The sequence below is a fragment of the Streptomyces sp. NPDC058664 genome, from assembly GCF_042716635.1.
In the GTDB taxonomy this organism is placed as follows: domain Bacteria; phylum Actinomycetota; class Actinomycetes; order Streptomycetales; family Streptomycetaceae; genus Streptomyces.
The window spans coordinates 23,303-43,967 of record NZ_JBHXRW010000003.1 but is presented as its reverse complement, the minus strand read 5'-3'; the positions used below and the strand labels follow the sequence as shown (position 1 = coordinate 43,967).

General features: G+C 72.4%; 14 protein-coding genes, 5 tRNA genes and 1 riboswitch. Of the genes, 14 read left to right on the top strand and 5 right to left on the bottom strand.

The annotated features are described in order from the left end of the window. Positions 1-44: 44 nt before the first annotated feature. Complete coding sequence (gene hrpA, locus ACFWUY_RS03300; RefSeq protein WP_384101468.1) at positions 45-3,983, bottom strand: ATP-dependent RNA helicase HrpA; 3,939 nt, start codon at positions 3,981-3,983, stop codon at positions 45-47. Positions 3,984-4,104: 121 nt separating this feature from the next. On the opposite strand from hrpA, the gene ACFWUY_RS03295 reads away from it, so the two are divergent. The 3 genes from ACFWUY_RS03295 to ACFWUY_RS03285 are packed head-to-tail and all read left to right on the top strand — an operon-like array spanning position 4,105 to position 6,086. Then, positions 4,105-4,455, top strand: a complete 351-nt coding sequence (locus tag ACFWUY_RS03295) for a hypothetical protein (RefSeq protein ID WP_384101466.1) — start codon at positions 4,105-4,107, stop codon at positions 4,453-4,455. 54 nt (positions 4,456-4,509) lie between these two features. After that, positions 4,510-5,247 carry a DsbA family protein gene (locus ACFWUY_RS03290; protein ID WP_384101465.1) on the top strand — a complete coding sequence of 246 codons (738 nt, stop codon included), beginning with the start codon at positions 4,510-4,512 and terminating at the stop codon, positions 5,245-5,247. Next, a complete protein-coding gene (locus tag ACFWUY_RS03285) occupies positions 5,244-6,086 on the top strand; it encodes a cytochrome c biogenesis CcdA family protein (protein WP_384101463.1) in 843 nt (280 codons plus the stop codon). Before ACFWUY_RS03290 ends, ACFWUY_RS03285 begins: the two co-directional genes overlap by 4 nt. Positions 6,087-6,189: 103 nt before the next feature. Here ACFWUY_RS03285 and ACFWUY_RS03280 read toward each other — a convergent pair. The 3 genes from ACFWUY_RS03280 to ACFWUY_RS03270 form a co-directional block, all read right to left on the bottom strand. Next, positions 6,190-6,263, bottom strand: a tRNA-Phe gene (locus ACFWUY_RS03280). A gap of 22 nt (positions 6,264-6,285) precedes the next feature. Next, positions 6,286-6,359 (bottom strand) — tRNA-Asp (locus ACFWUY_RS03275). 39 nt (positions 6,360-6,398) lie between these two features. Next, positions 6,399-6,471, bottom strand: a tRNA-Glu gene (locus tag ACFWUY_RS03270). 104 nt (positions 6,472-6,575) lie between these two features. On the opposite strand from ACFWUY_RS03270, the gene ACFWUY_RS03265 reads away from it, so the two are divergent. The 7 genes from ACFWUY_RS03265 (at position 6,576) to ACFWUY_RS03235 (ending at position 16,319) form a co-directional block, all read left to right on the top strand. After that, on the top strand, positions 6,576-6,926 hold the full coding sequence (locus ACFWUY_RS03265) for a metallopeptidase family protein (protein WP_384101461.1): 351 nt from the start codon (positions 6,576-6,578) through the stop codon (positions 6,924-6,926). Between the two features lie 137 nt (positions 6,927-7,063). Continuing rightward, a complete protein-coding gene (locus ACFWUY_RS03260) occupies positions 7,064-7,801 on the top strand; it encodes a hypothetical protein (RefSeq protein ID WP_384101459.1) in 738 nt (245 codons plus the stop codon). A 197-nt stretch (positions 7,802-7,998) separates the two neighbouring features. Beyond that, entirely contained in the window at positions 7,999-10,347 is a 2,349-nt protein-coding gene (locus ACFWUY_RS03255) for a DEAD/DEAH box helicase (protein ID WP_384101457.1), read from the top strand. Positions 10,348-10,568: 221 nt separating this feature from the next. After that, complete coding sequence (locus ACFWUY_RS03250; RefSeq protein ID WP_384101455.1) at positions 10,569-13,718, top strand: FG-GAP-like repeat-containing protein; 3,150 nt, start codon at positions 10,569-10,571, stop codon at positions 13,716-13,718. Between the two features lie 184 nt (positions 13,719-13,902). Continuing rightward, positions 13,903-13,975, top strand: a tRNA-Lys gene (locus ACFWUY_RS03245). Positions 13,976-14,280: 305 nt separating this feature from the next. Further along, complete coding sequence (locus ACFWUY_RS03240; protein ID WP_384101930.1) at positions 14,281-15,738, top strand: diacylglycerol/lipid kinase family protein; 1,458 nt, start codon at positions 14,281-14,283, stop codon at positions 15,736-15,738. Further along, positions 15,735-16,319 carry a phosphatase PAP2 family protein gene (locus ACFWUY_RS03235; RefSeq protein WP_384101453.1) on the top strand — a complete coding sequence of 195 codons (585 nt, stop codon included), beginning with the start codon at positions 15,735-15,737 and terminating at the stop codon, positions 16,317-16,319. Before ACFWUY_RS03240 ends, ACFWUY_RS03235 begins: the two co-directional genes overlap by 4 nt. Positions 16,320-16,347: 28 nt before the next feature. Here ACFWUY_RS03235 and sigJ read toward each other — a convergent pair whose 3' ends face one another. Continuing rightward, the gene (sigJ, locus tag ACFWUY_RS03230; RefSeq protein ID WP_384101451.1) at positions 16,348-17,289 is read right to left on the bottom strand and encodes an RNA polymerase sigma factor SigJ; all 942 of its coding nucleotides are present in this window, start codon (positions 17,287-17,289) and stop codon (positions 16,348-16,350) included. Between the two features lie 186 nt (positions 17,290-17,475). On the opposite strand from sigJ, the gene ACFWUY_RS03225 reads away from it, so the two are divergent. From ACFWUY_RS03225 to ACFWUY_RS03210, 4 genes are all read left to right on the top strand, one after another. Continuing rightward, positions 17,476-17,970, top strand: coding sequence for a rhodanese-like domain-containing protein (locus ACFWUY_RS03225; RefSeq protein WP_384101450.1), 495 nt, complete (start codon positions 17,476-17,478; stop codon positions 17,968-17,970). Positions 17,971-18,023: 53 nt separating this feature from the next. Beyond that, a tRNA-Met gene (locus ACFWUY_RS03220) sits at positions 18,024-18,097 on the top strand. Positions 18,098-18,229: 132 nt separating this feature from the next. Beyond that, positions 18,230-18,970: a MerR family transcriptional regulator gene (locus ACFWUY_RS03215; RefSeq protein WP_384101448.1), complete on the top strand. Its 741-nt coding sequence runs from the start codon at positions 18,230-18,232 to the stop codon at positions 18,968-18,970. 124 nt (positions 18,971-19,094) lie between these two features. Then, positions 19,095-20,306: a PP2C family protein-serine/threonine phosphatase gene (locus ACFWUY_RS03210; protein ID WP_384101446.1), complete on the top strand. Its 1,212-nt coding sequence runs from the start codon at positions 19,095-19,097 to the stop codon at positions 20,304-20,306. A 201-nt stretch (positions 20,307-20,507) separates the two neighbouring features. Next, a riboswitch (cyclic di-AMP (ydaO/yuaA leader) is annotated at positions 20,508-20,654 on the top strand. The last annotated feature ends 11 nt before the right edge of the window (positions 20,655-20,665 follow it).

The window sequence follows — 20,665 nt, the reverse complement described above, 5'->3', positions numbered from 1 at the left end:
TCCGGTCGAACTCACCGGCGGACGGGCGGACCGAGGCCCGCCGGTCAGGGCGCCGCCGCGTCGATCGCCTTCACGATCCGCTTGTCCGAGACCGGGTACGCCGTGCCGAGCGCGTGCGCGAAGTAGCTCACCCGCAGCTCCTCGATCATCCAGCGGATGTCGGTGACCTCGGACGGCACCGGGCGGCCCTTCGGGAGCTGTTCGAGGAGCCAGGCGTACTCGTCCTGCATCTCCCGGACCTTCTCCATCCGGGTGGTGTCCCGCTGCACCCCGGTCGGCATCTGCTGGAGCCGCCGGTCCACCGCCACCAGATAGCGCATCAGGTCCGGCAGCCGCTTCAGCCCCGTACGGGTGACGAAACCGGCCGGCATCAGCCAGGCGAGCTGCGCCCGTACGTCGGTCAGGTTGTCGATCAGCGCCAGGCTGCTCGTCGACTTCAGCCGGCGCTCGCAGGCCTGCCAGGCGGCCAGGATCTGCTGGACCTGGCCCACCGTCCGCACCGTCGTGTCCACGAGGTCCGCGCGAACCTTGTCGTACAGCTTCCGGAAGGACTCCTCGTCCCACGCCGGGCCGCCGTGGTCCGCGATCAGCTTGTCGGCGGCGGCGGTCGCGCAGTCGTCGAAGAGGGCCTGGATCGAGCCGTGCGGGTTCGAGGACAGGGCCAGCTTCTGCTGGTTCGTCAGCTTGTCCGAGGCGAACTTCGCCGGGTTCACCGGGATGTTCAGCATGATCAGCTTCCGGGTGCCCCGCCACATCGCGAGCGCCTGCTCGGCCTCCGTGTCGAAGAGCCGTACGGCCACGCTGTCGCCCTCGTCCACGAGCGCCGGGTACGCCTTGACCGGCTGCCCGCCCCGCTTGGTCTCGAAGACCTTCGTGAGCGTCCCGATCGTCCAGTCCTTCAGCCCCGAGCGCTCCAGGGAGGGACCGGAGCCGTCCGGGCCCGCCGTCGCCGCCTGGGCGGCCTTGGAGAGCGCCTGGCGGGCCTTGGGGCGCAGGCGGAGCCGCAGCGCCTCCAGGTCCTTGTCCTCGGCGATCTTCCGGCGCCGCTCGTCGACGATCCGGAACGTGACCTTGAGGTGCTCGGGGACCTTCGCCCAGTCGAAGTCCTCGGCCGTGACCGGGACGCCGACCATCCGCTGGAGCTCGCGGGCGAGCGCCCCGTCCAGCGGCTCCTGCACGGGCACGACCGCGTCCAGGAAGCGGCTCGCGAAGTTCGGCGCGGGGACGTAGTGGCGGCGGATCGGCTTCGGGAGCGACCGGATCAGCTCGGTCACGACCTCCGCGCGCAGACCCGGGATCTGCCACTCGAAGCCCTCGTCCGTCACCTGGTTGAGCACCTGGAGCGGGATGTGGACGGTCACGCCGTCCGCGTCCGCGCCCGGCTCGAACTGGTACGTCACCCGGAACTTCAGCGGCCCCTGCCGCCAGGAGTCCGGGTAGTCGTCCTTGGTGACCGCCCCGGCCTTCTCGTTGATGAGCATCTCGCGCTCGAAGTCGAGGAACTCCGGCTCCTCGTGGCGCTTGTGCTTCCACCAGGAGTCGAAGTGGGCTCCCGACACGACGTGTTCGGGGACGCGCTTGTCGTAGAAGTCGAAGAGCGTCTCGTCGTCGACGAGGATGTCCCGGCGGCGGGCCCGGTGCTCCAGCTCCTCGACCTCGGTGAGGAGCTTGCGGTTGTCCGCGAAGAACTTGTGGTGGGTGCGCCAGTCGCCCTCGACGAGCGCGTTCCTGATGAACAGGTCGCGGGAGACCTCCGGGTCGATCCGGCCGTAGTTCACCTTGCGGTCGGCGATGATCGGCACGCCGTACAGCGTCACCTTCTCGAAGGCCATCACGGCCGCCTGGTCCTTCTCCCAGTGCGGCTCGCTGTACGTCTTCTTCACCAGGTGCTGGGCGAGCGGCTCGATCCACTCGGGCTCCACGCGCGCGTTGACCCGGGCCCAGAGCCGCGAGGTCTCCACCAGCTCGGCGGACATGACGAAGCGCGGGGGCTTCTTGAAGAGCGCGGAACCGGGGAAGATCGCGAACTTGGCGCTGCGGGCGCCCAGGTAGTCGTTCTTCGCGCCCTCCTTCACGTCCTTCATGCCGATGTGCGAGAGCAGACCGGCGAGGAGGGAGACGTGCACGGACTGCTCCGGCGCGTCCTCCTCGTTGACGTGGATCCCCAGCTGCTTGGCGACCGTCCGCAGCTGCGCGTAGATGTCCTGCCACTCGCGGATGCGCAGGAAGTTCAGGTACTCCTGCTTGCACATCCGGCGGAAGGAGCTGGAGCCGCGCTCCTTCTGCTGCTCGCGGACGTACCGCCAGAGGTTCAGGTACGCCAGGAAGTCGCTGGTCTCGTCCTTGAAGCGGGCGTGCTGCTGGTCGGCCTGCGCCTGCTTCTCCGCCGGCCGCTCGCGCGGGTCCTGGATGGAGAGCGCCGCCGCGATGACCATGACCTCGCGGACACAGCCGTTCTTGTCGGCCTCCAGGACCATCCGGGCGAGCCGGGGGTCGACGGGCAGCTGGGCGAGCTTCCGGCCCTGCTGGGTGAGCCTCTTCTTCGGATCCTTCTCCGCCGGGTCGATCGCGCCCAGCTCCTGGAGGAGCTGCACGCCGTCCCGGATGTTGCGGTGGTCCGGCGGGTCGATGAAGGGGAACTTCTCGATGTCGCCGAGACCGGCCGCGGTCATCTGGAGGATGACGGAGGCCAGGTTCGTACGGAGGATCTCGGCGTCCGTGAACTCCGGCCGGGAGAGGAAGTCGTCCTCCGAGTACAGCCGGACGCAGATGCCGTCGGAGGTACGGCCGCAGCGGCCCTTGCGCTGGTTGGCGCTGGCCTGGCTGACCGGCTCGATCGGCAGCCGCTGCACCTTCGTGCGGTGCGAGTAGCGGGAGATGCGGGCGGTGCCCGGATCGATCACGTACTTGATGCCGGGGACGGTCAGGGAGGTCTCGGCGACGTTCGTGGCGAGCACGATCCGGCGGCCCGAGTGCGCCTGGAAGACCCGGTGCTGCTCGGCGTGGCTCAGGCGGGCGTAGAGGGGGAGGACCTCGGTGTTGCGGAGGTTCCGCTTGAGGAGCGCGTCGGCGGTGTCCCGGATCTCGCGCTCACCGGAGAGGAAGACCAGGACGTCGCCGGGGCCCTCGGACTGGAGCTCGTCGACGGCGTCGCAGATCGCGGTGATCTGGTCGCGGTCCGATTCCTCGCTGTCCTCTTCGAGGAGCGGCCGGTAGCGGACCTCGACCGGATACGTACGACCGCTGACCTCGACGATGGGCGCGTCCCCGAAGTGTCTCGAGAACCTCTCCGGGTCGATCGTCGCCGAGGTGATCACGACCTTGAGGTCGGGGCGCTTCGGCAGCAGCTGGGCCAGATAGCCGAGCAGGAAGTCGATGTTGAGGGACCGCTCGTGGGCCTCGTCGATGATGATCGTGTCGTACGCGCGCAGCTCGCGGTCCGTCTGGATCTCGGCGAGCAGGATGCCGTCCGTCATCAGCTTCACGAAGGTCGCGTCCGGGTTCACCTGGTCGGTGAAACGGACCTTCCAGCCGACGGCCTCGCCCAGCGGCGTCCGCAGCTCCTCGGCGACCCGCTCGGCGACCGTGCGGGCGGCGATCCGGCGGGGCTGGGTGTGCCCGATCATGCCCCGGACGCCCCGGCCCAGCTCCAGGCAGATCTTCGGGATCTGGGTGGTCTTTCCGGAGCCCGTCTCACCGGCGACGATCACGACCTGGTGGTCGCGTATCGCCTCCAGGATCTCGTCCTTCTTCTGCGAGACGGGCAGCTGCTCGGGATAGGTGACCGCGGGCACGCGGGAGGCGCGCCCGTCGACGCGCTCCTTGGCCTTGGCCGCCTCTGCGGCGATCTCGTCCAGGACGGCCTCGCGGGCCTCGGGCTTGCGGATGCGGCGGGCGCCTTCGAGACGGCGGCCGAGGCGGTGGGAGTCCCGCAGCGAGACCTCGGCCAGGACGGACTGGAGGGCGGCGAAGGAAGTAGACATACGGAATCCAGGATCGCACCTGCGGCCGAGAAGCGGCGAACCGATTTACGAGCGGCCTCACCGGGGCCGGTGATCGGGTGCGTACTATTTCGGGCACGCCGCCCGGACGGAGAGGTTTCGCATGTTCCGCACCACCCGCGCGCCGGCGGCGTTCGTCGCGCTGATGGGTCTGGTGCTGGGCCTCCTGGTCTGCGGGGTGACGACGGGTACGCCCCAGGCGGTCGCCCCCGTGGCCGTGGGAGCGGCCGGGCCGGGCTGCGACCCCGGCCACCCCGTCGACGAGGGGGCCGCGGGGCCCGTCGTCCCACCGCGCGCGCACGGCTTCGCCGAGCTGCTGCCGGCCCTTGCCGCGGACCGGGAGCCGTGCGGGGGCCGCGTGCCGGATCCGGGCGGCCGGGGCGTGTCGACGGGGCGGGAGCCACCCGCGCGCGTACAGCTGTCTCCCGTGGAGCTGTCGGTCCTGAGGGTGTAGACGGGCGGCCGTCCTCCCTCGTCCTCCCCCTCTTCTCCTCAGGAGCGCTTCCGCATGTCCAAGTCCCAGCCGGTCCTCATCGTCTCCGGGGTCGCCGTCGCCGCCGTTCTGCTCGGCGTCGTCTCGTACACCGCCACCAAGCCCTCGCCCCCCGGCGCCGCCGGCTCCTCGTCCGTCGCCGAGGTGTCCGCCGACCCGTCCGCCGGCGTCTATCCCGAGCTGGAGGCGTACGCCCGCCGCGACGCCTCCGACAAGCTCGCCCTCGGCCGGGCCGACGCGCCCGTCGTGCTCATCGAGTACGCCGACTTCCAGTGCGGCTACTGCGGGAAGTTCGCCCGGGACACCGAGCCGGTCCTGGTGAAGAAGTACGTCGACAACGGCACCCTGCGCATCGAGTGGCGGAACTTCCCGATCTTCGGCGAGGAGTCGGAGGCCGTCGCCCGCGCGTCCTGGGCGGCCGGGCAGCAGGGCCGGTTCTGGGAGTTCCACCGGGCCGCCTACGCGGAGGGCGCCAAGGAGAAGGGCTTCGGGAAGGACCGGCTCGCCGCCCTCGCGAAGGAGGCGGGCGTCCCCGACGCGGCCCGGTTCGCGAAGGACACCGACGGGGCGGAGGCCCGTGACGCCGTCCGCAAGGACCAGGCGCAGGGGTACGGCATCGGGGCCACCTCCACCCCGTCCTTCCTGATCAACGGCCGGCCGATCGCGGGCGCGCAGCCCCTGGAGACCTTCACGGAGGCCATCGAGGCGGCGGCGAAGGCGGCGAAGAGCGCTCCCGCGAAGGCCAGGCCGTGACCTCCGGCATCGGCTACTTCGCCGCCTTCCTCGGCGGGCTGCTCGCCCTGCTCAGCCCGTGCAGCGCCCTGCTCCTGCCCGCCTTCTTCGCGTACTCGATCGACACGCGCGCGAAGCTGGTGGCCAGGACCGGCATCCTCTACGCGGGCCTGGCGACGACCCTCGTCCCGCTCGGCGCGGCAGGCTCCTTCGCCGGCCGTCTCCTCTACGGCCACCGGGACCTCCTCGTCACCGCCGGCGGCTTGCTGATCATCGGGCTCGGCGTCGTCCAGGTCCTCGGCCTGGGCTTCGCGTCCCGCCGGATCGCGGAGGCGAGCGGGAGGATCCGGCCCACGTCGGCGCTCTCCGTCTACGCCCTCGGCCTGGTCTACGGCCTCGCGGGCTTCTGCGCGGGCCCGATCCTGGGCAGCGTCCTGACGGTGGCGGCGGTGAGCGGCAGCCCGGCGTACGGGGGGCTGCTCCTCGCCGCCTACGCGCTCGGCATGGCGGTCCCGCTGTTCGTCCTCGCGCTGCTCTGGGAGCGGTACGACCTGGGCCGGCGGTCCTGGCTGCGCGGCCGCCCGCTCCGGCTGGGCCGCCTGACGCTCCACTCGACGTCGCTGCTCTCGGGCCTGTTCTTCGTCGCCCTCGGCACGCTCTTCCTGGTCTTCGACGGGACGACGGCGCTGCCGGGCCTGCTGTCGGTGGACGACTCGTTCGCGGTGGAGCAGCGGGTGGCCTCGCTCGGCCGGGCGGTCCCGGACTGGGCGCTCCTCGCCGCGGTGGTGGCCGTGGTGGCGCTTGTGCTCGCGGTGCGGGGCGGACGGGGGAGCCGTACGCGGGAGCGCGAGGAGGTGTGACGGTACGGGGAGGGGGCGCCGGCCTCCTCCCCGTAAGGTCTCCCGGTCAGGCGGCACAGGACACGAAGAAGGCCCCGTTCTTTCGAACGGGGCCTTCTCTTTGTGGCTGGGGCCGGGGTCGAACCGGCGACCTATCGCTTTTCAGGCGATCGCTCGTACCAACTGAGCTACCCAGCCACGAAGCTGTTTCCAGCTTCAGCGACTCTGACGGGACTTGAACCCGCGACCTCCACCTTGACAGGGTGGCGAGCTAACCAACTGCTCCACAGAGCCTTGCTATGTGCGAGAACCAGTCTCGCACACGGTAATGCGTACCCCCAACGGGATTCGAACCCGTGCTACCGCCTTGAAAGGGCGGCGTCCTGGGCCACTAGACGATGAGGGCTCTAGGCCCACCTTCGTGCTTCTCAGCGCGTCGGGGACGTGAGAAGCATATGGGATCCCCGCCGCTATCGCCAAAACGGTTTCCGGCGGGGGGAGAATGGGCCCGTGCTGGAGATGACGCGCGAGGAGTTCGAGGAGCTTGTCGCCGAGGCCCTGGACCGGATCCCGCCGGAGCTGACGCGGCTGATGGACAACGTGGCGGTGTTCGTGGAGGACGAGCCCTCCCCCGACGATCCCGAGCTGCTCGGGCTCTACGAGGGGACGCCGCTGACCGAGCGCGGCGAGTGGTACGCCGGTGTGCTGCCGGACCGGATCACGATCTACCGGGGGCCGGCGCTGCGGATGTGCGAGTCGAAGGAGGACGTGGTCGCGGAGACCGAGATCACCGTGGTCCACGAGATCGCCCACCACTTCGGCATCGACGACGAGCGGCTGCACGCGCTGGGCTACGGCTGAGCCGGGCGGCCGCGCGGGGGCCGTCTCCTCCGCCGGGCGGCCGAGCGCCTTGCCGGGGGCCGTGTCCCTTGTGAGGCCCGGGGAGTTGGGCAGTGCACGCGTTCCGTTCCTGCCTGTCGTGTCCTGGAGGTGCCCCCGTGCGCCAATTGCCCACCCCGGTGAGATGGGCCGCCACCGCGCTGGCCGTCGCGGCCTGTGCCGGTCTGAGCGGCTGTATGAGTGTGAGTGACGAGGGGGCGAAGCCGGCGCCCGGCGCGTCCGGCGGGAAGCGGGGCGTGGCGACCGGGTCCGGTGGCGGCGAGGCCGGAGCGCCGGGCGGTGGTGGCGGTTCCTGGAACGGACGGCCGGACGCCGGCGGCCCCGACGTGGCCGGCGCGGGTACGGAGTCCCCGGTGCCGAGCGGCTCGCCCTCGGGCACGGCGAAGCCCTCGCCGGGCTCGGTGCTGCCCGTGGAGGGGTCCGGCGGCCACGACGGCCCGTTGAAGCCCCGGCCGACGGGCGGCGGCCAGGACGGCCCGGGTGGCGGCACGGGCGGTGGCGCGGGCGGCTCCACGGGCGACGGTGGCGACGGCGGGAACAGCGGTGGCGGTGGTGACGGAGGGAACGGCGGGAACGGTGGCGGCGGAAGTGCCGGAGGGTCCGGAGGGCCGGGCGGCGGCGGATCCACGCCGACACCCGAGCCGCCCGAGCCGACCCCCGAGCCGACGCCGGAACCGACCGTGCAGCCGACCCCCGAGCCGACGCCGGAACCGACCTCGAACCCGACCGATCCGCCGACGTCCGGAACCGACACCCAGATGAGTGGCGTGCGGGCGGCGGACGGGCCGGGAGCGCCCCCGGAGCCGACGGCATCTCCGCAGGTCGGACCGGTGTGACGCAGGCCGATTTGCCATAGGCGGGGGAGGGTGCGTATGGTAGTAGATCGTTTGATCCCATTGCCCGGCGCCGACACAGAAGAGCGCCGTGTGGCGCGTACTCTCCCTAGCCGTGGCTGACCGCATTGAGGCGGTCGATTTGCGAATTCACGGAGTTACGGGCGCGTGCCGAGACTCCGGAAGGTTTCGCATTTCGCATGTCCATTTTCAGCTCTGACCACGCCGTCATGCCCGAGAACGACGAGATCGTCGAGGCCGTAGAGGTCACCGAACTCGTCTCCATCGAGGCCGACGACACCGTCGACACGGTCGACATCATCGGGACCGTCGACACCATCGACATCGACTCGGACGCCTCCGACGAGGAGCCCGCCGAGCCCACCATCACCTTCGGCGACCTCGGTCTGCCGGACGGCGTCGTGCGCAAGCTCGCGCAGAACGGCGTCAGCACCCCCTTCCCGATCCAGGCGGCGACCATCCCGGACGCCCTGGCCGGCAAGGACATCCTCGGCCGTGGCCGTACCGGCTCCGGCAAGACCCTCTCCTTCGGTCTGCCGCTGCTCGCCGGACTGGCCGGCGGTCACACCGACAAGAAGAAGCCCCGCGGCATCATCCTCACGCCGACGCGTGAGCTCGCGATGCAGGTCGCGGACGCTCTCCAGCCGTACGGCGACGTGCTCGGCCTCAAGATGAAGGTCGTCTGCGGCGGTACCTCCATGAGCAACCAGATCTACGCCCTGGAGCGCGGTGTCGACGTCCTCGTCGCCACCCCGGGCCGTCTGCGCGACATCATCAACCGTGGCGCCTGCTCCCTCGAGAACGTCAAGATCGCCGTCCTCGACGAGGCCGACCAGATGGCCGACCTGGGCTTCCTGCCCGAGGTCACCGAGCTGCTCGACCAGATCCCCGGCGGCGGCCAGCGCATGCTCTTCTCCGCCACCATGGAGAACGAGATCGGCACCCTGGTCAAGCGCTACCTGACCGACCCCGTCACGCACGAGGTCGACAGCGCGCAGGGCAACGTCACGACCATGACCCACCACGTCCTCGTCGTGAAGCCGAAGGACAAGGCGCCGGTCACGGCCGCGATCGCCGCCCGCAAGGGCCGCACGATCATCTTCGTCCGCACCCAGCTGGGCGCCGACCGCATCGCCGAGCAGCTGTGCGACGCCGGTGTGAAGGCCGACGCGCTGCACGGCGGCATGACGCAGGGCGCCCGTACCCGCGTCCTCGAGGACTTCAAGAAGGGCTACGTCAACGCGCTCGTCGCGACCGACGTCGCCGCCCGAGGCATCCACGTCGACGGCATCGACCTGGTCCTCAACGTGGACCCGGCCGGCGACCACAAGGACTACCTGCACCGTTCGGGCCGTACCGCCCGTGCCGGCCGCTCCGGTGTCGTGGTCTCCCTGGCCCTGCCGCACCAGCGCCGCCAGATCTTCCGTCTGATGGAGGACGCGGGCGTCGACGCCACGCGCCACATCGTCGGCGGCGCCGGCGCCTTCGACCCCGAGGTCGCCGAGATCACCGGCGCCCGTTCGCTGACCGAGGTCCAGGCCGACTCGGCGAACAACTCGGCCAAGCAGGCCGAGCGCGAGGTCGTCGACCTGACCAAGCAGCTGGAGCGCCTCCAGCGCCGTGCCGTCGAGCTCCGCGAGGAGGCCGACCGTCTGGTGGCCCGCGCCGCCCGTGAGCGCGGCGAGGACCCGGAGGCCGCCGTGGCCGAGGTGACCGAGGCCGCCGAGGCCGAGGTCGCCGCCGCCGCGGTGGAGGCCGAGCGTGCCGCGCGCGCCGAGGAGCAGCGCCGCGAGGAGCGTCCGGCGGCCCGCGACGAGCGGGGCAACTTCGAGCGCCGTGACCGTGGCGGCTTCAACCGTGACGACCGCGGTGGCGACCGTGGTGACCGCGGTGGTTTCCGTGGCGGCGACCGTGGCGGCTTCCGTCGCGACAACGACCGTCCGTCCGGTGGTTTCCGCCGCGACGACCGTCCGTCGGGCGGCTTCAACCGTGACGACCGTCCCTCGGGCGGCTTCCGTCGCGACAACGACCGTCCGTCCGGTGGTTTCCGCCGCGACGACCGTCCGTCCGGTGGCTTCAACCGTGACGACCGCGGTGGCGACCGTGGCGGCTTCCGCCGTGACGACCGTCCCTCGGGCGGCTTCCGCCGTGACAACGACCGTCCGTCCGGTGGTTTCCGCCGCGACGACCGTCCGTCCGGTGGCTTCAACCGTGACGACCGCGGCGGCCGCTCCTTCGAGCGCCGTGACAACGACCGTCCGTCGGGCGGCTTCAACCGTGACGACCGCGGCGGCCGTTCCTTCGAGCGCCGTGACGACCGTCCGGCCGGCGGCCACCGCGGCAGCGACCGTCCGTTCAACCGTGACCGTCGCGACGAGCGCCCGGCGACCGGCGGCTTCCGCCCGGCCGGCGGCGACCGCCCGTACGGCCGTCGTGACGACCACCGCGGCACCGGCTCGACCGGCTCGACCGGTGGCTCCTCCTTCGGCCGCCGCGACGACAAGCCGCGCTGGAAGCGCAACGGCTGACCTCACGTAGCACCCTGAGCAGGGCCCGTACGACACCTCGGTGACGTACGGGCCCTGTCCCGTTGAACGGGTTCGAACCCGACCGACGTGTGAGAAGACCGGCCCGTTCCCGTACAACCATCACGGGGGCGGGTCGGTCTCGTACAGGGACGCGTGGGAGGACCAGGCGTCCGACCACCGTCCGCCGTCAGTGATGGATCACCCCCCGGGGAGAAGCCCTCTTGTCCCGTACCGCAGCCGCGCGGCGAACCCGCACGCGCGCCGTCCTGCTCGCCGCCGTCATGGCCGCCACCGGAGCGGGCCTCGTGCCCGGCGCGGTCGCCGCGCCCGGGGCGCCCGTGGTCGGCATCGACCAGCTCGACATCGACCCCACCTGGCGGACCGCTCCCCGCGCGGAGACGGTCGTCGCCGTCGGCGCGGGCGGGTACGCGCACCGGGCGGAGGCCGACGACCGGCATGCGAGCGAACCGCTGGAGTGGACGGACTTCGCGACCGGCACGAGCCGGTCCCTGGGGTTCGGCGGCGGCAACGAGTCCTTCGCCGAGTTCGGCACCGGTGGCCGGTACGCCTACGCGGACGAGGGCATCGGCTCTCCCGCCCTCCTCGACCTGGACACCGGTACGACGACGGCCCTGACCGTCCCCGAGGACGCCTCCTACCGGGGGCTGGTCGGCGACCGGCTGCTCTTCCAGCAGTACGAGCCCGGCACCTCGTTGCAGTCCACCAGCGGGTACTTCATCCGGAGCGCGGGCGCCCCGGACGGCCCCTCGGTCCCCGTGACCGGCTGGCCGGCCGAGGCGGACCTCCACATGGCGCGACTGGTGGCCGGGGCGCCGGGCGTGGCCGTCCTCCGCTTCACCCGGGGCGAGTCGGGCACGAACAGTGACTCCCTCCTCGGAGTCGTCGACCTGACGACCGGGCGGATGCGGGTACTGGAGGAGCCCACCGCAGCGGACGGCGTGCTCGTCGCGGGCGTCGCCCTCACCGCCGAGCGGATCGCGTGGGTGGACCCCGACCGGACCGTCCACATCCGGCAGCTCGCCGACCTCACCGGCCCGGAGGTCGGCTACCCGCTGCCGGAGGGGCTGAGCGCCACCCGGATCGGGCTCGTCGGCGACTGGCTCCTGACCACGGCCGAGCCGCGGAACCCGGGCGAGGCGCTCACCCGCCGCCTGGTCGCCGTCAGCCCGGCCGGCGAGCAGCGGACGCTCCTCGCCGGCGCCGAGGAGCGGATCACCCAGCTCGGCGACGGCTCCGGCACGGCGGCCGTCACCGGCGGCACGTCCGCCACCGACTGGGCCCTCCTCAAGGCCGTGCCCGGCAAGGGAGACGGCGCCCCGGTCCTGGAGAAGCTGCGCAAGGTGGCGCCGCTGCCGACCGAGGTCGTGTCCCTCGCGCTGGGCATGGGCCGGCTCACCACACTGGAGCAGGACGGCCCGAAGGCCCCCGGCTTCCAGATCCGTTCGCTGCCGGTCGGCCCGCTCCACACGGGTCAGTCCGCGTCCGTGGGGGCCGGTACCGAGACGGGCGCGCAGTGGCACGAGACTCCGGTCTTCGACGGCGGTGACGGACGTACGGTCTCCTCGCCGAGGATCGCGTACACCGACCGCGCGGTCGTCTCCCGCCGAACCACCGGGCAGACCACCCGGGTGACGGTCGGGCAGCAGGGCGAGATCGCCGACACCTTCGGCCGGTGGGCGGTCTACCAGACCGGCACCCCCGGCTGGTACGGCGAACTCGCCGCCGGCGGCGAGACCCTCGTCCTCGACCTGGACGCGGAGAAGACCGTCTCCCGTCAGCCCCAGGTCGCCGCGGCCCTCTGGGGGGACACCCTCTACACCGGCACGGGCACCACGGGCCAGGTCGTCCGCAAGGACCTGGCCACCGGCAGGACCCTCGGCACGCTCGCGACCGACGCCGGCTGCCCGCTGACCGAACTCCAGACGGCCGGCCGCTGGCTCTACTGGTCGTGCGCCCGGTACGAGAAGCAGGGCGTCCTCGACCTGAGGAACCCGTCCGCGCCCGTCCGCATCGCCCTGCCCAAGGGCGCTTACCGGGGCGGACTCCTCGGCGACGGCTACCTCGTGGACCAGAGCGGCGGCGGCTCGTACCTGCGGGTCACCCCCTTCCACACCGGGAGGGCCGGCACGCCCTACGACCTGACCCGGGCCGCGGCCGTCACCGGCGTGCGCCGCACCACCTGGACCGTCGACCGTTTCGGCGGGGCCGTCGCGTACAAGGACGCCGGGAACCGGGTCCACGTCGTGTGGCCCGGTGTTCCCACCTCCGGCCTCGCCGCGCCCTGGGCGAAGGCGCCGGCCACCATGCGGCTGCAGGACGGCTGGAAGGCGTCCTGGGGGCTGTCGAAGCCCGCGTCGATCTGGCGGCTGACCGTGCGCGACCGGTACACCGGGAACCCGGTCCGCACCTTCGGGGCCGACGAGACCCGGGGCCGTGTCGACGTCTCGTGGGACGGCAGGTCGGCGGCGGGGAAGCCCGTGGCGAACGGCACGTACACCTGGCACCTCCAGGCGTACCCGGCCGACGGGGAGGGCAGGGACCTGTCCCTGACCGGCACGGTCACGGTCTCCGGCGGCAAGCCGGCCTGGCGGGACATGGCCGGGAACGACACGCAGGGCGACCTCCTGGTGATGGACACGGCGGGCCTGGTGTCGATGTACCGGGGCAACGGGTACGGCGGCTTCTCGGCGCGGACGGCGGGCACGGGCGCGAAGTTCGCGACCACGTCCGTCCTGGTGCCCTTCGGCGACGTGAACGGCGACGGCTGCACCGACGTCCTCGCCCGGGTGGGCGACCAGCTGCGGGCGTACCGGCCCGGGTGCGGAAAGGTGGTGTCGGCCTCGTCGCCGTACACGCCGATCGGCTCGGGCTGGGGGCAGTACGACGTCCTGACGTCCCCCGGCGACGCGAACGGCGACGGCTTCGCCGACCTGATCGCACGCCAGACGTCGACCGGTGACATGTACTTCTACGCCGGTACGGCCGACCACCGGGTGAAGCCCCGCGTCCGGATCGGCACCAACTGGAAGCTGTACAAGAAGATCGCCGGCGCCGGCGACCTGAACGGCGACGGTCGCGGCGACCTGCTGGGCGTCGACGCGGCCGGCGTGCTGTGGCGGTACTACGGCACGGCGACCGGCGGTGTGACGGCCCGGGTGAGGATCGGACCCGGCTGGAACATCTACTCGACCCTGGTCGGAACCGGCGACATCTCGGGCGACGGCTGCCCGGACCTGGCCGCCCGCGACGCCTCGGGCATGCTCTACCACTACCAGGGCACGTGCCGCGGGGCGTACGGCTCCGCCACGCTGATCGGCGGCGGCTGGAACGCCTTCAGGGCGCTGTTCTGACCCTCGCGAGGACGCTGTTTTGACCCTCGCGGCGGATCCCTGGTCCGCCCGGGGCGAGCTCCGTCCCGCGCGCCGCGCCCCGGGCCCCGCCGGCCCGCGGTGCGGCGCGCGGCCCGGCTCGTGTCGGATACCCGATCGGTTCGGGGGATCACTCGGGCTATGCTGCACGGGTGTGCTTGTCCACGGGCCGTTAGCTCAATTGGCAGAGCAGCGGACTTTTAATCCGTTGGTTGTGGGTTCGAGTCCCACACGGCCTACGTGTGGCGGGCGGGGAGCGTGACTTCCGAGCCGCCGAGAAGCGCCCCGACCGGTTCCGACCGGGCGGGGCGCTTCGGCGTCTCCGGTCGTCTCCGGTCGCTTGCCGTCGCTTCCCGTCGTGACGGGGTGTCCGGTCGCAGCGGCGGGCGGGCGGTCGGCAGGCGGGGCTGGTGGTGGGCCGCGTAGATCTTTCCGGCGTGAACACCCCCTCCCCGGGCGCGAGGTGCGACACCGTGGGCGAGTCTGGAACGTGGGCCAGAGCGTGAGCGTGGAGGTGGGGACGGTGAACGGATCCGGTGATCCGATGGCGGGGGTCCGGGGGCTCGCCCGGTGGGCGCTGGCCGCGGCCGCCGCGGCGGTCGTGCTCCTGCTGACCGGGCTCGGTGCCGGCGGGCTGCTGATCCTGCTGATCGGGCTGGTCGGGCTCGCCTGTTCGGCCGTGGGCATCTGGTACTTCCTCGCCCACCGCGGGCCGCTGCGGCTGCTGGGCGCCCTGATCGCCGTCGCCGCGCCCCTCGCGGTCCTCAGCCTGTACATCGTCTGGGGCCTCTGGCTGACCGCGCTCCTGGCCCTCGGACTGTGGAGCGTGGCGCTGCTCTGCGCGCGGGCCGCCCTGCGCCGCCTCCGCGACTTGAACGGAAGCGGCAGGGGCGGGCGGACCGATCTGGCGCGCGGCGAGCGGCGGCCCAGGCCCCGGCGACCCGTGCTGATCATGAACCCCAGGTCCGGGGGCGGGAAGGTCGCCCGCTTCGGTCTCGTCGAGCGCGCCGAGAAGCTGGGCGCCCGGGTCATCCTGCTCGACACGTCCGTCGAGACCGACGTCGCCGCGCTCGCCCGGCAGGCCGTCGCCGACGGCGCCGACCTGCTGGGGGTGGCCGGCGGCGACGGTACGCAGGCGCTGGTCGCCGCCGTGGCCGCCGAGCACGACCTGCCGTTCCTCGTGATCTCGGCCGGTACGCGCAACCACTTCGCCCTCGACCTGGGCCTCGACCGCGCCGACCCGGCGGCCTGCTTGGACGCCCTCGTCGACGGGGAGGAACTCCGGGTCGACCTGGGCTCGGTGTCCGGCCGCGCCTTCGTCAACACGGTCTCCTTCGGCGTGTACGCGGATGTCGTCCAGCACCCCGAGTACCGCGACGCCAAGGCGGGCACGGCGCTCGACCTCCTGCCCGACCTGCTCCAGGGCGGTGAGGGCGACCGTCTCGACGCCTTCGCCGACGACGTGCCGCTGCCCGCCCAGCAGGCGCTCCTCGTCAGCAACAACCCGTACGCGGCGCCCGATCCGTTCGGTGCCGCCGCGGCCCGGAGACCCCGGCTCGACCGGGGCAGGCTCGGGGTGATCGGCATCCGGGTCGACGGGGCGGCGCAGGCCGCCGAACTGGCCGTACGGGGCACCCAGTCCGCCGGCCTGAACGTGCTGACGGCCACGCGGGTCGAGGTGACGGGGAGGGCCGCCGGCGGGACGGGGGCCTTCTCTTCGGACCCTTCGGACCCTTCGGACTCCTCGGGCGCCGCCACTTCCTCCGCCCCCGCCTCCGGATTTCCCGCTCCCGGTTCCGTCGATCCCGGCTTCATCGCCGTCGCCGTCGACGGCGAGGCGCTGATCCTGCCCACCCCCGTCGTCTGTACCCTCCGACCCGGCGCCCTGCGGGTCCTCGTGCCCCGCAACCGGCCGGGGGCCAGCGACCCGCTGCCGCCCATGGACTGGCGGCGCATCATCGAACTCGCCTTCCACCATCACTCCCCGAGGAGCGGCACATGACCGGGACGACCACCAAGAGCCCCCTCCGGGCCGTACTCCGGGACCTCCGCGCGGTCGACGGCGCCGTGTACGCCGCCGTGGCCGCCACCCCCACGCCCGCGCTCGACGCGGGGCTCCGCAGGCTCTCGCACACGGCCGACCACTCGAAGATCTCGTTCGCCGTGGCGGCGGCGCTCGCCCTGGTTCCCGGCCGGCCGCGCCGGGCGGCCCTCGTCGGGGTCGGGGCCGTCGCCGTGGCCTCGGCCACGGCCAACCTGCTGGGCAAGCGGCTGGTCCGCAGGGAGCGCCCGGACCGGGAGGCGGCCCGGGTGGTGGCGGGCCGCCACGTGCCGATGCCGGACTCGGCCTCTTTCCCCTCCGGGCACACCGCCTCCGCGGTCGCCTTCGCCACCGCGGTCGGGGTGGTGCTGCCCCCGACCGCGGTGCCCCTGCAGGTCCTGGCGATGGCCGTGGGCTACTCCCGGGTGCACACCGGCGTCCACTATCCGGGTGACGTCGCCGCGGGCGCCGTCCTCGGCATCGCCAGCGCCGCCGTCTCCCTGACGGCCTCGTCGGCCTGGTCGGCCGCCAGGGGGAGGTAGGCGACGCGCGGGAGCGGCCGACGGGGCGTCAGTACGCCGCCCGGGCGAGGTCCTCCTCCGAGAGGCCGAGCGCGGCGAGCCGTTCCGGGTCCGCCAGGATGTGCAGCTCGACGATCCGGTCCCCGGCGATCGTGAACGCCATGAGCGCGGAGGGGCGCCCGCCGGTGACCGACAGGACCGCGGGAGCGCCGTTGACCAGGATCGGCAGCGCCGCCGTACGGAACTTGGCGTAGGTGAGGGCCTGCGAGATGACGGCCTCGGCGCCCCGCACGATCTTGGAGACGGCCGCGAGTCTCGTACCGCCGTCCGCGCGCAGCACCACGTCCGGGTCGAGGACCGCGAGCAGCCCCTCGAAGTCGCCGCCGTTCGCGGCGGCGAGGAAGGCGTCGGCGATCTCCCGCTGCCGCCGCGCGTCGGGTCCGGCGGCGGGGGTGGCGTCCCGCACGCGGCGGCGGGCGCGGCTGGCGAGCTGGCGGGTGGCGGCCGGGGTGCGGTCCACGATCCGCGCGATCTCGTCGAAGGAGACGGCGAACATGTCGTGCAGGACGAACGCGAGCCGTTCGGCCGGCGCGAGGGTCTCCAGGACGACGAGGAGGGCGAGGCCGACGGATTCGGTGACCTCGGCCGTGTGCTCGGGGTCGGTGATGTCGGGGAGCCGGACGACCGGGTCGGGGACGTGGTACTCCAGCGGGTCCTCGCGGCGCGAGCCGCGGGAGCGCAGCATGTCGAGGCAGACGCGGCCGACGACCGTGGTCAGCCAGCCGCTGAGGTTCCGCACCTCGCCGACGTCGCTGCGGCTCAGCTTGAGCCAGGCCTCCTGGACGGCGTCCTCCGCCTCGCTGAGCGAGCCCAGCATCCGGTAGGCCACCGCCCTCAGGTGGCCTCGGTCGGCCTCGAAGCGCCGGGCCAGCAGTTCGTCGGTGCCGCGGTCCTGGTCCACTCGTCGATCTCCCCGTTCGCGTCCCGTCATGCCGTCATGACGGAGGAAACCCCGCCGGTGTGACACGGCCGTGGCGGCGATGGGCGGGTCACACGGTTTCCGATACGTGAGATCCACGCCGCCTCATGGTGAACGCCCGGGATTCCCCGGCCGATGCCCCCGACCACCGTGGATCCTCACTTCAAGGCGGTGATCTTCGTCCGTAGATTGATCACCATGACGACGACAACGACGCAGGTCAACCCCGTGCTCCGCACCCCGCCGGCCTCCCCGGCCGCCGCCGCCGCGTACTTCTCCGCCGGCCTCGCCTTCCACGCCGACGTCTCCGACGTGGCCTCGGCGCTCGCCACCGCGGCGGCCGACGGCACCGACCCGGGCTTCGTGGTGATCGACTCGCGGTCGACCGCCTCCTGGGACCAGGGCCACGTCCCCGGCGCGATCCACCTGCCGACCGCGCTCGTCCCCGAGCAGGCCGAGCAGCTGCTCGACCGGTCCGTGCCGGTCGTCACGTACTGCTGGGGTCCCGGCTGCAACGGCGCCACGCGCGCCGCGCTGGCCCTCGCCGAGCTGGGCTTCCAGGTGAAGGAGATGCTCGGCGGTTTCGAGTACTGGGTGCGCGAGGGCTTCGCGTACGAGACCTGGGAGGGGCCCGCGGAGAAAGCCGCGGACCCGCTCACGGCGCCGGTCGACTCGGACGACTGCGGCTGCTGACGAAAACCGATTTCGTGATTGCCCCGCCCGTAGCGTAGAGTCAGGTTTACCGACGCGGGGTGGAGCAGCTCGGTAGCTCGCTGGGCTCATAACCCAGAGGTCGCAGGTTCAAATCCTGTCCCCGCTACTCAGTAGCAACGAAGGCCCGGATCCAGTCACTGGATCCGGGCCTTCGTCGTATGCCGTTTCCCGGCACTTCTCCGCTTGACGTACTTCTCCGCTTGACCTTGACGCGACGTCAAGATTTAGCGTTCCGGGTATGGAGTGGTCGATCCAAGAGATCGCCAAGAAGGCCGGCACCACCAGCCGCACCCTCCGGCACTACGGAGAGCGCGGACTGCTGGAGCCGAGCCGGATCGGCGCGAACGGTTACCGGTACTACGACCAGGCGGCGCTCGTGCGGCTGCAGCGGATCCTGCTGCTGCGCGAGCTCGGGCTCTCGCTGTCCGCCATCGCCGAGGTCCTCGCGGGGCAGCGGGACACGACCGCCGCCCTCCGCACCCATCTCGCCCTGCTCGAACAGGAGCGCGAGCGCATCGGTCGCCGGATCGCGTCCGTGCGGACCACTCTCCACAAGACCGAGAACGGAGAAGAACTCATGGCCGACGAAGTGTTCGACGGTTTCGACCACACGGCGTACGAGGAGGAGGTCACCGAGCGCTGGGGCCGCGACGCGTACGAGAAGGGGGACCGCTGGTGGCGGTCGCTCGACGCCGAGGGGAAGAAGGCGTTCATGGACGAGCAGGCGGGGATCGCCCGCGACTTCGCGCGGGCGCTCAGGGACGGCCTGGCCGCCGGCGACGAGGAGGTGCAGGCGATCACGCGGCGCCAGATCGCGTGGCTGTCGCACACCACGACCCCGAGCAAGGAGTACGTGATCGGCCTCGGCCGGATGTACGTCGACGACCCGCGGTTCACCGCGAACTACGACAAGCACGGCGAGGGGACCGCGGTCCTGGTCCGGGACGCGATGGAGATCTACGCCGAGCGGAACCTCTGACGGCGGCCGGCCGCCTCCGTACGCCGGTCGGCCCCGTGGGAGTCGCCGCCCGGTGCGGGGGCGGCCACCCTGGGAGGGCGCGGTACGGACCGCGGCCGGGTACGGACCGGGCAGGAGAGCACAGGTGGGGCACCCCCTAGGAGCGGGCGACGGCGGGCGACGGGGCGGTGACGGCCGCCACTCGTACGGGCGTGCCCGGCGGTTCATCCGCGCGCTGCCGCCGCTGGTCATCGCCGGCGGGGTCGTCTTCGACCTGCTGACACCGCCCGCGTACACCGCCGCGCCGCTGTTCTCCGCCGCCCCGCTGATCGCCGCGCCCTTCTTCTCCACCCTCACGACCCTCCTCACCGGGATCGCCGCGCTCCTCGCCTCCGTCGGGCTGCACCTCTACAACGGCACCGTCACCGAGGTCCCGACCCTCACCGAGACCCTGACCGTCGCCACCGTCTCCGCGCTCGCCCTCCTCATCAGCCGGGTCGTGCGCCGCAGCGGCGAGCGGCTCGCCTCGGCGCGGGTCATCGCGGAGACCGCGCAGAAGGCCGTGCTGCCGACGCCCGCCGAGCGGATCGGCGGGCTGCAGTGCGCGGCCCGTTACGAGGCGGCGCAGGCGGACGCGTTCATCGGCGGCGACCTGTTCGCCGTCCAGGACACCCCCTACGGGGTGCGGCTCGTCGTCGGGGACGTCCGGGGCAAGGGGATGGACGCGGTGGAGGCCGTCGCCGTCGTCATCGGGGCCTTCCGGGAGGCGGCCGAGCAGGAGCGGAGCCTGGAGGGCGTGGCGCAGCGCCTCGAACGGGCGCTGGCCCGGGAAGGCACCCGCAGGGACGGACTCGACGCCGTCGAGGGCTTCACCACCGCCGTCCTGGCCGAGATCCCGCGCGAGGGCGGGAGCGGCACCTTCAGCGGTTTCGTACGGATCGTCAACCGCGGGCACCCGCCACCGCTGATGCTGTACGCGGACGGGCGCCTGGACACGCTGGATCCGACCGAACCGGCGCTGCCGCTCGGCATGGGCGATCTGGCGGTGTGGCCGGACCGGGCCGAGGGGCGGCCGTACCCGCCGGGCGCGACGCTGCTCTTCTACACCGACGGCCTCTCCGAGGCGCGGAACGCGGCGGGTGTCTTCTACGACCCGGGGCAGCGCCTCGCCGGCCGGATCTTCCCGGGGCCCGAGGAGCTCCTCGACGCGCTGGTGGACGACGTACGGCTGCACACGGGCGGCGGGGCGACGGACGACATGGCGCTGCTCGCGCTGAGCCGTCCCACGACGACGCAGCCGGAGCGGCGCCGCACGATGCCGGTGGTCCCGCCGGCCGGGCCCGGTCACCGGCCGTAGCCGGAAGGTGTCGCTGCGATAACAATTGATCCGGTGTCAGCCCGGGTAGGTTTCGCCAGTTGTTGCTGAAGGGGGGTCAACTCGGGCCATTGTGACCCAATTCAATGAATGATCAAGGGGAACGGCTTGGAATCGGGACCCGCTGTCTATTAACGTTCGATAACGCAGCGCGGTCGTCCCAGCCGCCGCAAGAGGCGGCACCGTGCGCACGCGCCGAATCCTGAAAAGGAACCGGGGAACCACCAATTGGGGTGAATCGGGCCCTTCGCACCTGTGCGACCGTGCCCGTAGGAGACCTTCCTGCTCCGAACCCGTCAGCTAACCCGGTAGGCGAGAAGGAAGGAAAGGAGCGCCCCTTC

Bases quoted from the DNA above. Each gene is read 5' to 3' on its own strand.
- ACFWUY_RS03225 (WP_384101450.1), top strand. From the start codon at position 17,476: ATGACGACGACAACGACGCAGGTCAACCCCGTGCTCCGCACCCCGCCG.
- ACFWUY_RS03215 (WP_384101448.1), top strand. From the start codon at position 18,230: ATGGAGTGGTCGATCCAAGAGATCGCCAAGAAGGCCGGCACCACCAGC.
- ACFWUY_RS03235 (WP_384101453.1), top strand. From the start codon at position 15,735: ATGACCGGGACGACCACCAAGAGCCCCCTCCGGGCCGTACTCCGGGAC.
- sigJ (WP_384101451.1), bottom strand. From the start codon at position 17,289: ATGACGGGACGCGAACGGGGAGATCGACGAGTGGACCAGGACCGCGGC.
- ACFWUY_RS03240 (WP_384101930.1), top strand. From the start codon at position 14,281: ATGGCGGGGGTCCGGGGGCTCGCCCGGTGGGCGCTGGCCGCGGCCGCC.
- ACFWUY_RS03255 (WP_384101457.1), top strand. From the start codon at position 7,999: ATGTCCATTTTCAGCTCTGACCACGCCGTCATGCCCGAGAACGACGAG.
- ACFWUY_RS03295 (WP_384101466.1), top strand. From the start codon at position 4,105: ATGTTCCGCACCACCCGCGCGCCGGCGGCGTTCGTCGCGCTGATGGGT.
- ACFWUY_RS03290 (WP_384101465.1), top strand. From the start codon at position 4,510: ATGTCCAAGTCCCAGCCGGTCCTCATCGTCTCCGGGGTCGCCGTCGCC.
- hrpA (WP_384101468.1), bottom strand. From the start codon at position 3,983: ATGTCTACTTCCTTCGCCGCCCTCCAGTCCGTCCTGGCCGAGGTCTCG.